Raw genomic sequence first — 13,257 nt, forward strand, 5'->3', positions numbered from 1 at the left:
CCGCGAACAGCGACCCGCAACCGACGCGGCTGTCGGCACCGGGTGAGAGGCTGGTCCCCTCATGACGGCTGACGTTCTCGAGCGATTCTCCCCGGCCACCGCGGCGTGGTTCCGCGACTCCTTCAGCGCGCCCACCCAGGCCCAGGCCGGGGCCTGGGAGGCGATCAGCTCGGGGCACCACGCGCTCGTCGTCGCGCCGACCGGCTCGGGCAAGACGCTGTCCGCCTTCCTCTGGGCGCTGGACCGGCTCGGCACCGAGCCCCCGCCGGAGGAGAAGCTCAGGCGCTGCCGCGTCCTCTACATCTCGCCGATGAAGGCCCTGGCCGTCGACGTCGAGCGCAACCTGCGCAGCCCCCTCGTCGGCATCGGTCACGCCGCGACCAGGCTCGGGGTGGCACAGCCCGACATCACCGTGTCGGTGCGCAGCGGGGACACCCCGGCCGCCGAGCGCCGCACCTTCGCCCGGGCACCGAGCGACATCCTCATCACCACGCCCGAGTCCCTCTTCCTGCTGCTCACGTCGCAGGCGCGCGAGGCCCTGCGCGGCGTCGAGACCGTGATCCTCGACGAGGTGCACGCCGTCGCCGGCAGCAAGCGTGGCGCGCACCTGACCCTGTCGCTCGAGCGCCTCGACGCGCTCCTCGACCGACCGGCGCAGCGGATCGGGCTGTCGGCCACCGTCGAGCCGGTCGACGAGGTCGCCCGCTACCTCGCCGGTGGCCGGCCCGTCGACGTCGTGCGCCCGCCGTCGACCAAGGAGTGGGACCTCGACGTCGTCGTGCCCATCCCCGACATGTCCTCCCTCGGTGAGGTCATCGAGGGCGACCTGAGCGGACCCGCCGCCGGCGCCGAGCGACGCGCCTCGATCTGGCCGCACGTCGAGGAGCGCATCGTCGACCTCGTCGCGTCGCACCAGTCCACCCTCGTCTTCGCGAACTCGAGGCGGCTGGCCGAGCGCCTCACCGCCCGCCTCAACGAGATCTGGGAGGAGCGGCTCGAGGCCGCTGCCGCCGAGGTGGCCGGGTCAGCGGCCAACGACGGCGACGGTGAGCCGGTCGCAGAGGCGGGCAGACGGCATACCGGCTCCTCCTTGCCCTCGCGCACCCCCGCCCAGATGATGGCCCAGTCCGGCGCCTCCGCAGGGGCTGCGCCCGTCCTCGCGCGCGCCCACCACGGCTCGGTCAGCAAGGAGCACCGCCAGCTCATCGAGGAGGACCTCAAGGCCGGTCGCCTTCCCGCCGTCGTCGCGACCTCCAGCCTCGAGCTCGGCATCGACATGGGGGCGATCGACCTCGTCATCCAGGTCGAGTCCCCACCGTCCGTGGCGAGCGGCCTGCAGCGCGTCGGTCGCGCCGGCCACCAGGTCGGAGCCGTGTCGCGCGGGGTGCTGTTCCCCAAGTTCCGGGGCGATCTCGTGCAGACGGCCGTCGTCGTCGAGCGGATGCGGGCCGGGGCCATCGAGTCGCTCCGGGTGCCCGCCAACCCGGTCGACGTCCTCGCCCAGCAGATCGTCGCCATGACCGCGCTCGACGACTGGACGGTCGACGACCTCGAGCAGGTCGTCCGCCGCGCTGCGCCCTTCGCGGGCCTGCCCCGGTCGATCCTCGAGTCGGTCCTCGACATGCTGTCGGGTCGCTACCCCAGCGACGAGTTCGCCGAGCTTCGCCCCCGCATCGTCTGGGACCGCGTGGGTGGGGTCCTCTCCGGACGACCCGGAGCCCAGCGCCTCGCCGTCACCTCGGGCGGCACGATCCCCGACCGCGGACTGTATGCCGTCTTCCTGGCCACCGGTGAGGGCACCGGTCGCCGCGTGGGAGAGCTCGACGAGGAGATGGTCTACGAGTCGCGCGTCGGCGACGTCTTCACCCTCGGCACGTCCACCTGGCGGATCGAGGACATCACCCACGACCGGGTGCTCGTCACCCCGGCGCCGGGCCAGCCGGGGAAGCTGCCGTTCTGGAAGGGCGACCAGCTGGGTCGGCCGGCCGAGCTGGGCAAGGCGGTCGGCGCCTTCGTCCGCGAGGTCGCCGGGTCCACCCCCGCGGCTGCTCGCGCCCGGGTCTCGGCCGCCGGGCTCGACGCCTGGGCCACCGACAACCTGGTCGGCTACCTTGACGAGCAACGGGCCGCGACCGGCCACGTCCCGGACGACCGGACCATCGTCGTCGAGCGTTTCCGCGACGAGATCGGCGACTGGCGAGTCGCCGTGCACAGCCCCTTCGGCGGCCAGGTGCACGCCCCGTGGGCCCTCTGCGTCTCGGCGCGGATGCGCCAGCGGTTCGGGGTCGACGTGCAGGCCATGCACGGTGACGACGGCATCGTCTTCCGGCTCCCCGACCTCGAGTTCGACGGTGAGGGTTCGTCCGGGCGCGGGGCGGCGGCCGAGCTGCTCGAGCTCGTCCGGCTGGACCCCGACGACGTCCACGACCTCGTCACCGGTGAGATCGGCGGATCGGCCCTGTTCGCCGCGCGGTTCCGCGAGTGCGCGTCGCGGGCCCTGCTCCTGCCAAGGCGCCGCCCCGACCGCCGTCAGCCGCTGTGGCAGCAGCGCCAGCGCGCGGCCCAGCTGCTCGAGGTCGCCAGCCAGTACGCCTCGTTCCCGATCGTCCTCGAGACGGTGCGCGAGTGCGTGCAGGACGTCTTCGACGTGCCGGGTCTGACCGCACTCATGTCCTCGATCGCCTCTCGTGAGGTGACGCTCGTCGACGTCGAGTCCACGCAGCCTTCCCCCTTCGCCCGGTCGCTGATGTTCGGCTACGTCGCACAGTTCCTCTACGAGGGCGACTCCCCGCTCGCCGAGAAGCGCGCTGCCGCGCTCTCGCTCGACCCCACTCTCCTCGCCGAGCTGCTCGGTCGCGGCGAGGGTCTGTCTCTGCGTGACCTCCTCGACCCTGAGGCCATCGCCCGGACCGAGTCCGAGCTGCAGCGCCTCGCCGAGGACCGCCGGTGCCGCGACGGCGAGGACGTGGCTGACCTCCTGCGGACCCTGGGTCCGTTGTCGCTCGCCGAGATCGAGCGGCGCACCCGCGACACCGTGCCGACCCGCGACATCGGCGGCTGGCTCGTCGACCTCGAGGGCAGTCGCCGAGTCATCAGGGTCCGGATCGCCGGGGAGGAGCGCTGGGCCGCGATCGAGGACGCCTCGCGGTTGCGCGACGCGCTCGGTGTCTCGCTCCCGGTGGGCGTCCCCCAGACGTTCCTCGAGCCCGTGCCCGACCCGCTCGGTGATCTCGTGGCCCGCTATGCCCGCACCCACGGGCCCTTCCCGACCCAGGCCGTGGCGCAGTGGTGGGGCGTGGGCCCGGCCGTCGCCCTCGATGCGCTCCGCCGCCTCGTCGCGACCGGCCGCGTCGTCGAGGGTGAGCTCCTCCCGACCGAGAGCGGTGGCGGGCAGCACGGTCTCGACCACTGCGACGCCGAGGTCCTGCGCACGTTGCGCCGCCGGTCCCTGGCGGCCCTGCGTGCCGAGGTCGAGCCCGTGGCGGCCGTCGAGCTCGCCCGGTTCCTGCCGCAGTGGCAGTCGGTGGGCGGTGGCCTGCGTGGTCGTGAGGGCCTCATCCGCGCCGTCGAGCAGCTCTCCGGGGCCGTCCTCCCCGCCAGCGCCCTCGAGTCGCTCGTGCTGCCCGCTCGGGTCTCCGGCTACTCCCCCGCGCTCCTCGACGAGCTCATGAGCGTGGGCGAGGTGCTCTGGCGCGGTCACGGGTCGCTCCCCGGTGACGACGGCTGGGTCTCCCTCCACCTCGCCGAGAACGCCGACGTGACCATGGCCGCTCCGGACGGCACCGAGCTCGGTGACCGGGCCCAGTCCCTGCTGGACGTGCTCTCGGGGGGTGGCGCCTACTTCTTCCGCGCCCTGGCCGACACGGTCGAGGGCACGGACAACGAGGTGGTCGAGGACCTCTGGTCCCTCGTGTGGTCCGGTCACGTCTCCGGCGACACCTTCGCGCCCGTGCGAGCCCTGCTCGCCGGTGGCCGAACCTCGCACAAGCGCTCCGCCGCCGGCCCACGCACCACCCGGTATGCCGGTCGCACCGGTTCCCTGGGAACCCTCGGTGGCCGTCGGGGTGCCTCCCGACCCCTGTCCGTCGCACGGACCGCACCTGCGGTGGTCGCAGGGCGCTGGGCGCTCCTGCCCGAGGTCGAGCAGGATGCCACCGTGCGCCTGCTGGCCACGGCCGAGGTCCTCCAGGACCGCTACGGCGTCCTCACCCGGGGCAGCGTCGTCGCCGAGGACGTCACCGGTGGTTTCGCCGCCGTCTACCGCGTCCTCGCCGCCGCCGAGGAGTCCGGCCGGGTCCGGCGCGGATACTTCGTCGAGTCCCTGGGGGCCGCCCAGTTCGCGACGACCGGAGCCATCGACCGGTTGCGGGCCCACGCCCGGCAGCTCGGCGCCACCCCCGATCCTGTCGCGCAGCCCGCTCTCGTGCTCGCGGCCACCGATCCGGCCAACGCCTACGGCGCGGCTCTGCCGTGGCCCGACCGGCCCGTCGCCGAGGGTGCCGATGAGGCTGAGGGTGCGGGGACCACCGGTCGACGAGGCCACCAGCCCGCCCGCAAGGCCGGCGCCCTCGTCATTCTCGTCGACGGCGACCTCGTCCTCTACGTGGAGCGGGGTGGCAAGACCCTGCTCTCCTGGACCGACGACCCCACGATCCTCCAGGCCGCCGCCGACGCCCTCGCCCTGGCCGTGCGCGAGGGAGCCCTGGGTCGGCTCACTGTCGAGAAGGCCGATGGTGGCGCCCTGCTCGGCTCGGGCCATCCCCTCGTCGATGCCTTGGCGCAGGCCGGCTTCCACGCGACGCCGCGTGGCCTCCGGCTGAGGCGTTGACGCCATGACCACGAGGGACCTCGATGCCTGAGGGCGACACGGTCTGGCGCACCGCGACCCGCCTGCACCGGGCGCTGGCCGGCGAGGTGGTCACCCTGAGTGACCTGCGCTTCCCCGAGATCGCGACTGCCGACCTGCGCGGGACGACGACGATCGAGGTCGTGAGCCGTGGCAAGCACCTGCTCCACCGGTTCGACTCCGGGGTGACCCTCCACTCTCACCTCAAGATGGAGGGCCAGTGGCGCGTCGAGTCGCCGGCCGATACGGCCCGATGGCTGCGCCGCGCTGATCTGAGGGCGGCCATCGGCACCAGCGCCTGGACGGGACTCGGCCTCCGGCTCGGCCTGCTCGAGCTGCTACCGACCCACCGCGAGGGCGACGTCGTCGGCCACCTCGGACCCGACACGCTCGGTCCCGACTGGGACCTCCAGAGCGCCGCCGAGCGGGTCGTCGCTGCTGGTGGTCCCATCGGGTCGGCCCTGCTCGACCAGCGCAACCTCGCAGGCATCGGCACGATGTATGCCGCGGAGACCCTGTTCATCGAGCGCCAGCACCCGTGGAGCCCGGTGGCCGAGCTGCCCCGGGAGCGGGTCGTCGCGATCATCGAGCGCGCCCAGCGCCTGCTCGACACCGGCAGGCTCCACGCGATCCAGGCGCCCACCGGTGTCCGGCGCAAGGGTGAGGAGATGTTCGTCCACGCGCGCTCGGGTCGCCCGTGCCGACGCTGTGGAGACACCGTGCGCGTGGCCATGACGGGCCCCGCGGGGCAGGAGCGGACGATGTTCTACTGCCCGACCTGCCAGGGCGGGCTCGCTCCCAACGACGACGGCCGACGCCAGCGGCCCCTCGGGTCGTCGGGCGGCCGTTCGACCCCCTACCGTCGGGCCTGAGGCTCGTCGGCGCCCGGTTCCCGCGGTCAGCACCTTCTCGCTACTCCCACACGGCCGGCGGTCGGATGCCTGTGGTCACGCCAGGAGCGTCGCTCGGGCGGGCGGCTCCCGCAGCAGCACTCCCCTGCAGCGACGGGAAGTCGTACGTCGTCCCGACCACGGTGACCGGGAACGTTCCCGACGCCGCCTTGGCACCGACGGTGATCTTCAGAGGTCCGAGCGTGAGGGACTGTCCGGGGGCGATGACGTGGTTGAGCGAGCTGCCCGGTCCCACAGCCTGGGACAGGCGGATGTCGGGGTAGTCACCGATGAACGGTTGCCACATCTCGACCAGGTGGACGGTGACGCCCTCCTTGTCGAGGTACTGGTCATAGCCGGTTCTCACCCGCGCGTCGATGGCCACGAACTTGCCTGCTCGGCCACTCGGCACCGCGATCAGCTGCGTACCACTCACCCCGACGGGAGCGACGCTCTCAGTGGTGCCACTGACCTTGTGGACCCGAACCTCGGGCGGGTCGATCCAGCCGGCCATCAGGCGGTTCACGGCGAGCGTCGCATCCGGAGCACCTTGGCCCGCGGCTCCGAGGTGACCTCTGCTCATGAGGTCCACGGCGTTGTTGTACTCGTCGAAGGTGCCGTCGTCCCAGTAGGAATGGCGCCACGAGAGCATGTGGCCGAGCTCGTGGTCGACGACATCGAAGAACGGCTCTGGTTCACCCTGTTTCGCGAGCGTCGTCGACGTGACCACCCCGTCGCGGAGGTTGGAGGGGTAGGTCGCAGTGCCGCTGCGGGCGTAGCCGGGTCCGGCGAGACCGGACGCACCGAAGGCATTGGCCTGGTAGAAGACGTTGAGAGCGGCTTCCCGGCCAGCGGCCTGAGGACGCGTCGAGGACGCGTCGAGGCAGGACTCGGAGGACGGCGACGTGAGCACCGGAGCGCCGACGTCGGTGAACGTCTGGACGTAGCGGTTGCGGCTCAGCCACTCGAAGTACGGCCGCACGGTGCCGTTGAGCGTGGCCAGCAGGCTCGCCCGGTTCATCGCCGGCGACCCGGCAGGGGCGCAGAACAACACAGCGATGCGGTCCTCACCGTTGGCGTAAGCCTTGAACCGTGGGACGGTCAGGGTCAGCCCGACGCCGTCGACCGGGAAGTAGCCCGACACGTCGACGATCACGTGGGTCACACCGTCTGCAGCCGTCCTGGCCTGGATCCCACCGAGGGGTGACCCGACGATGGCCCCGTTGGCGACGGTCTGGCCGGCACCGTAGTTGACCGTCGACGAGGCCGGTGCCGGCTGCTCCGCCGGCCACACGGTGAGGTAGCCGCCGGCGTAGGAACCTGTCACCGTGACGTTGGTGACGGCGGCCGCGGGGCCGAAGGGCACCTTGGCTGTCGACCCCTTCCTGGCCTGCGTGACATTGAACTCCGCAGGCATCTCGCCGACCCATCCGTCGCCGTATGTGGCCCCGGTCCGGTAGTAGTCGCCATACGGGGCACGGGTGTCCATGATCCGCACAGGGGTCAGTGGGATGTAGCCGCTCGTCGGTGACAAGTAGCCCGTGATGTCGACGATGACGTCGGTCGAGCCACTCGCGTTGTAGACCTGGATCGCGCCGGCAGAGCCGACGGTGGCTATCAGGCTGTTGGCGACGGTTTGTCCGCGGCTCATGTTGACCGACGACGTCCCGGGACGGGCCGACCCCGACGGGTAGACGGTCAACCAGCTCGAGGGTGCTGTCGATCGAGTGGCGGTCATGGTGAGGGCCACCGCGATCGCGTCCGCGGGCACGCCTGCTCCCATGCCGGTCACGGTGAGGGACCTCGTCTGCCCGGGCCCGATCTGGCTGGTGCCACGGGTGTCCAGCAGTCGCTTCGGCGACACGGGGGTGACTCCCGATCCCGTCGGGAACCACCCCGTGACATCGACGACGACGTGCGTCGAGCCGCCGCCGTAGTTCCCGACGCTGAACCGCTCCAGGGAGTCCACGCCTACGACCACCGTGTTCGCGACTGTCGCCGCTCGTGCAAAGTTCACCGTCGAGGTCGCGGGGGCGACCTGGTCTGCCGGCCACACCTTGAGCCACCCGGACGCGGTGGGCTGGGTCGCCGTGACGTTGAGCGCGACCGAGCCCACACCCGACGTCGGGATCCCGGCACGACCGCCGGCGGTCACCGTCCGGACAGAGCCCGTCGCCAGCTTGTTGCTCGGAGATCGGCTGTCGTAGAGGCGAGTCGGGGTGATCGGCTGGAACCCGAACAGCGGTGCCACGGCGAGCGCGGTCGGTGCCGCCGTACGCACGTCGGTGCCGACGGTCGAGGTCTGTGCTGATGCCTCGACGCCGGTGCCGGCGCCCAGGGCCACCACAAGGGCAGCCACCGCTGCCCATGCCAGCCGGCTGGATCGTTGCATCACTCGTCGCATGGGTCGTCCCGTGTCGTTCGGTGGGCGCTGAGGGCGTGCCCCACACTCTGGCACGCGCAGACAGACGAGGGAGAGGAACCGAGATCCCCGCGACGACCCCAGCGGCTCGGTCAGGCCGCGGAGGCGGAGACCACGGAGGCCCGGTCGCCCACGGGCAGCGACACCGGCGCAGTGATCGACTCGACGCGGGCCACGCGCTGGGCGGTCTCGTCGAGGACGACCGACATCGGGATGTCGAGCGCCTCGCAGATCGCCCCGAGGAGCTCCGAGGAGGCCTCCTTGACGCCACGCTCGACCTCGCTGAGATAACCGAGGGAGACGGCCCCGGCCGCAGCCACGTCGCGCAGGGTGCGGCCCTGCTCCTGCCGCCGCTCGCGCAGCACCTCACCGAGCTCGTGTCGGAGCAGGATCATGGTGGGTGCCTCCCTTCGGCGTCCGGGCAACTCGTCTGTGACCACGCTACATCGCATGGGTCCCATCACGTCGAAGTGTTCCGTACGAAGTCCTATTCCTCCTGGTGGTTCGGCGTGGCGGTGCGAGGGGGGCCCGGCGTGTCGCCCACGCCCCGTCGGGGAACGGCTCAGGGGCCGTCCGCCACGGACTCCTCCGTGACGCGCGACGCGCACAGGTCGAGGGCCGCGACGACCGAGGCCGCCCGGATGGTCTCGCGGCTGCCCGAGAGCTGCAGCTCCTGCACGGTCACCGTCCCCCGGTGCGCCACGGCGACGAAGACGGTGCCCACGGGAACGCCGTCCTGCGGCCCGGGTCCGGCCACGCCGGTGGTCGAGATCCCCACGTCGGCGTCCAACACCCGACAGATGCCCGCAGCCATCTGCCGAGCGACCTCGGCCTGGACCGGACCGCCGGCGCTCAGCAGTGCGGTGTCGACCCCGAGCTGCTCGCTCTTGACGTCAGTCCCGTAGGCGACGATCGCGCCACGCACGGTCGCGGACGACCCCGGGACCTCGGTGAGCGTCGCCGCGACGAGCCCCCCGGTGAGTGACTCGGCGGTGGCGACCGTCAGGCCCCGGTCGACCAGGGCCTGGACGAGGGCGCCCGGGCCGGCGGCGCGCGTTCCCACCCGCCCCTGGGCAGCACGGCTGGCCCGCTTCATGGCGGCGCGCTCGCTGGTCTGCCGCAGTCGCAGAGCCTTCATCGAGATGTCCAGCCCGGTGCCCACCGTGACGACCACCGCGATCGCGAGCAGCGTGGAGGCGCCCCACCGCCACACGTCGGGCTCGGGGAACGTGGCGAGGGGCAGGCTGAAGAAGAACAGTCCAAGACTCTGCAGCACTGTCTTGATCTTGCCGCCACGACCCGCGGGCATGACGCCGTGACGGATGACGAAGAACCGCAGGACGGTGATGGCCCACTCCCGGACGAGGACGACGATCGTCACCCACCACCAGACCTCGCCGAGGAGCGAGAGGCCGACGAAGGCCATGCTCATGAGCATCTTGTCGGCGATGGGGTCGGCGATCACGCCGAAGTTCGTCACGAGCCCGCGGCTGCGCGCCAGATCGCCGTCGATGCGGTCCGTCAGCGTCGCGAAGGCGAAGACCACCGCGGCCCACCAGCGCATCGCCGGGTCGGTCCCGTCCGAGCTCAGCAGGAGCACGCCGTAGACGGGGACGAGCAGGATCCTGAGCATGGTCAGGCCATTGGGCAGGTTCCAGGTGCTCACCGCGGTCGGCGCTCCACCCGGAGCAAGCGTCACGACGCAGACCTCACGCCGGGGCCGCGACGAGGTCGATGCCCTCGGTGGCGACCACGGTGGCGACGACGGTCTCGCCGATGGCGGCGTCGACGCCCACGACCCGGGTGGTCCCGTCGACGTCCGGACCCTGGTGCTCGGCGCGCCCGAACACGTCGCCGCTCTCGTCGTCCACGCCCTCGACGAGGACCCGCACGCTCTCGCCGACGCGGTCCTCCGCCCGCTGGGCGGTGAGCTGCTCGATGAGGTCGGTGAGGCGGTCGACGCGGTCGGCGATGTCCTGGGGCGCGATCTTGCCGGTCAGCAGCTCACCCTCGGTGCCGTCCTCGTCGGAGTAGCCGAAGACACCGACGACGTCCAGACGTGCTGCGGTGAGGAACTCGGCGAGCTCGTCGACCTCGGCCTCGGTCTCACCCGGGAAGCCGACGATGACGTTGCTGCGGATCCCGGCGAGCGGCGAGCGCCGACGGACGTCCTCGATGAGCCCGAGGAACGCCTCGGTGCCGCCGAACCGGCGCATGCGACGCAGCAGCGGCGCGGAGGCGTGCTGGAAGGACAGGTCGAACCAGGGCATGACCTCGGGGATCGCCACCATCGCGTCCAGCAGGCCGGGCCGGACCTCGGCCGGCTGCAGGTAGGACACCCGCACCCGCTCGATGCCGTCGAGGTCGGCGAGCTCGGGCAGGAGCGCGTCCATGAGGGCCAGGTCGCCGAGGTCCTTGCCGTAGGAGGTGGAGTTCTCGCTCACGAGGAAGAGCTCGCGCACCCCCTGGGTGGCGAGCCAGCGGGCCTCCTCGATGACGTCGGTGGGTCGGCGTGACACGAAGGAGCCGCGGAACATCGGGATCGCGCAGAAGGCACAGCGCCGGTCGCAGCCGCTGGCGATCTTGAGCGGTGCCCACGGGCCGGTCTCGAGACGGGCGCGAGGCGCCGCGTGACCCGGGAGGGCGACGTCGGCCGACGCCTCCTGGCGCGTCACCGGTGAGAGCGGCAGCAGCTTGCGACGGTCGCTGGGCACATGGCTCGCCACCTTGCCGCCGTCGAGGATGGTGCGCAGGTGCGTCGACATGTCGGCATACGAGTCGAAGCCGAGCACGGCGTCGGCCTCGGGCAGCTCGTCGGCCAGCGTCTGGCCGTAGCGCTCGGCGAGGCAGCCCACGGCGACGACCTTCTGGGTCCGGCCGGTCTCCTTGAGGGAGGACGCTTCGATCAGGCTGTCGATCGAGTCCTTCTTGGCCTGCTCGACGAAGCCACACGTGTTGACAACGGCCACGTCGGCGTCGGCTGCGTCGTCGACGAGGGTCCAACCACCGGCCTGGAGGCGCCCCGCGAGCTCTTCGGAGTCGACGTCGTTGCGCGTGCAGCCCAGGGTGACGACGGCCACCGAGCGCGTGGTCGTGTCGGGTGAAGGCATGGGCCCACTCTAGTTGCGCGCGCGCTGCGCTCCCGACGGTGCCGGGTCGACGTGTCCTAGGTTGGGGCGATGACGTCGACCGGCCAGCGCATCACCGACCTGCTCGCGAGCCAACCCGTCTGGGACGGCCACAACGACCTCCCGTGGGCGGCTCGCGAACAGGTGGCCTACGACCTCGACCGCCTGGACCTGGGCACCGAGCTCGCCACGACTCACACCGACCTCGTCCGCATGCGTCGCGGCGGCATGGGTGCGCAGTTCTGGTCGGTCTACGTCGACGCCAAGTGGGCCGGCGAGCGCGCGGTCACCGCGACGCTCGAGCAGATCGACTTCGTCCGGACGATGACGACCCGGTATGCCGGTGAGCTTGCTCTCGCTGTCAGTGCGGCTGACGTGCGAGCAGCGCGTGCGAACGGCCGCATCGCCTCGCTCATCGGCGCCGAGGGCGGTCACAGCATCGACTCCTCACTGGGAGCACTTCGCATGTTCCACGCGCTGGGAGTGCGCTACCTCACCCTCACCCACAACGACAACGTCCCCTGGGCCGACTCCGCCACGGACGAGCCGGTGCTCGGGGGCCTCTCCCCCTTCGGGCGCGAGGTGGTGCGTGAGATGAACCGCGTCGGCATGGCCGTCGACCTCTCCCACGTCTCGGCCGACACGATGCGCGACGCCCTCGCCACCACGACCGCGCCGGTGATGTTCTCGCACTCCTCGGCTCGCGCCGTCTGCGACCACCCGCGCAACGTCCCCGACGACGTCCTCGCCCAGCTCCCCGCCAACGGTGGGCTCTGCATGGTCACCTTCGTCCCGAAGTTCGTCTCCCCCGCCGTGCGCGAGTGGGACCTGGAAGCGGCGGACGCAGCGGCGGTCGAGGGCGTCCACTGGGCCGACCACACGGCATACACGCCGTTCCTCGAGCGCCATCGCGTGACGCATCCGCAGCCGGAGGCGACTCTCGACGACGTCGTCGCGCACGTCGAGCACGTCCGCGAGGTCGCCGGGGTCGAGCACATCGGTCTGGGCGGCGACTACGACGGTGTGGGTGTGCTGCCGACGGGTCTCGAGGACGTGTCCTGCTACCCCCTGCTGCTCGAAGCCCTGGCCGAGGGCGGCTGGTCCGACGACGACCTCGGCCGGTTGACGTGGAGGAACGCCCTGCGCGTGCTCGAGGGTGTCGAGGCGACCGCACGCGACCTGAGCGGACGCGCTCCCAGCACTGCTCGGATCGAGGACCTCGACGGCGTCTGAGCCGCTCAGCCCCGGTTGCGCATGACGGTGAGCGCGACGAGGCGCGAGATCACCATGGCGACATACATGACGCCCGCGAGCTGCTCGATGATCGCGACGGCACGGGCCTGGGACCCGACCGGCAGGACGTCCGAGAGCCCGACACTCGTGAGGTTGGCGCCGGAGAGGTAGAGCAGCTCGAGGAACGTCCGCTCGGACCCCTCCGTGTGCCCGATGAACGACCCGGGCCACAGCTCCTGGACCGCAAGGAACAGATAGGCGAACGCGAAGAGCAGCACGGTGAAGGCAGCCCCCACGGCGAACAGCTCGTCCTTGGTCACCCAGGCGTCCTCGAACATGTAGGCGACCAGGCCGTAGGCCGTGTAGAAGTAGAAGAGCGAGAGCGCCGTGTGCGCAAGGGGGACGACGACGGCGTTGTCAGGTGAGACGACGGTCCAGACCTCGAGGACCCCGGCCGGGAGACCGATGAGGACGGAGAGCCACGTGAGCGCCGGGGTGCTCCGCACGGTGAAGACGGCAACGGTGAGCGCGGACAGACTGAGGACCGAGAGGGCCACGCGACCGTAGTCGAGGTCCTGGAGCCACGGCAGCAGCACGATGACGAGCAGCTGGACCGCCAGGAGGAACGCCGACGGCTGCTTGCGGAGCACTGCCGCCCAGCGCTGCGTCCGGGTCAGCGGTTCTCGCAGGTCGTCCCAGGAAGTGGTCTCCATGGCGTCACTCTAAGCGCCTCCGTGG

The 13,257-nt window shown here is 71.6% G+C and carries 8 protein-coding genes; 3 read left to right on the plus strand and 5 right to left on the minus strand.

Features of this window, described 5'->3' with window-relative positions:
• Positions 1–61 precede the first annotated feature (61 nt).
• Both ACFQW8_RS00755 and ACFQW8_RS00760 read left to right on the plus strand, forming a co-directional pair.
• Complete coding sequence (locus tag ACFQW8_RS00755; RefSeq protein ID WP_380085063.1) at positions 62–4,828, plus strand: ATP-dependent helicase; 4,767 nt, start codon at positions 62–64, stop codon at positions 4,826–4,828.
• A gap of 23 nt (positions 4,829–4,851) precedes the next feature.
• Positions 4,852–5,718, plus strand: coding sequence for a DNA-formamidopyrimidine glycosylase family protein (locus ACFQW8_RS00760; protein WP_380085064.1), 867 nt, complete (start codon positions 4,852–4,854; stop codon positions 5,716–5,718).
• A 40-nt stretch (positions 5,719–5,758) separates the two neighbouring features.
• Here the strand turns inward: ACFQW8_RS00760 and ACFQW8_RS00765 are convergent, their stop codons facing one another.
• The 4 genes from ACFQW8_RS00765 to rimO form a co-directional block, all read right to left on the minus strand.
• Entirely contained in the window at positions 5,759–8,095 is a 2,337-nt protein-coding gene (locus tag ACFQW8_RS00765) for a hypothetical protein (RefSeq protein WP_380085066.1), read from the minus strand.
• A 155-nt stretch (positions 8,096–8,250) separates the two neighbouring features.
• Complete coding sequence (locus ACFQW8_RS00770) at positions 8,251–8,553, minus strand: helix-turn-helix domain-containing protein (RefSeq protein WP_380085067.1); 303 nt, start codon at positions 8,551–8,553, stop codon at positions 8,251–8,253.
• A 167-nt stretch (positions 8,554–8,720) separates the two neighbouring features.
• A complete protein-coding gene (gene pgsA / locus ACFQW8_RS00775) occupies positions 8,721–9,857 on the minus strand; it encodes a CDP-diacylglycerol--glycerol-3-phosphate 3-phosphatidyltransferase (protein ID WP_380085068.1) in 1,137 nt (378 codons plus the stop codon).
• 10 nt (positions 9,858–9,867) lie between these two features.
• A complete protein-coding gene (rimO, locus tag ACFQW8_RS00780; protein WP_380085069.1) occupies positions 9,868–11,268 on the minus strand; it encodes a 30S ribosomal protein S12 methylthiotransferase RimO in 1,401 nt (466 codons plus the stop codon).
• Between the two features lie 69 nt (positions 11,269–11,337).
• Here rimO and ACFQW8_RS00785 point away from each other — a divergent pair, with 69 nt between their 5' ends.
• Entirely contained in the window at positions 11,338–12,519 is a 1,182-nt protein-coding gene (locus ACFQW8_RS00785) for a dipeptidase (protein ID WP_380085070.1), read from the plus strand.
• A 5-nt stretch (positions 12,520–12,524) separates the two neighbouring features.
• Here ACFQW8_RS00785 and ACFQW8_RS00790 read toward each other — a convergent pair whose 3' ends face one another.
• A complete protein-coding gene (locus ACFQW8_RS00790) occupies positions 12,525–13,232 on the minus strand; it encodes an ion channel (RefSeq protein ID WP_380085071.1) in 708 nt (235 codons plus the stop codon).
• Positions 13,233–13,257 lie beyond the last annotated feature (25 nt).

Source organism: Knoellia altitudinis (assembly GCF_042666355.1).
Lineage (GTDB): Bacteria > Actinomycetota > Actinomycetes > Actinomycetales > Dermatophilaceae > Knoellia > Knoellia altitudinis.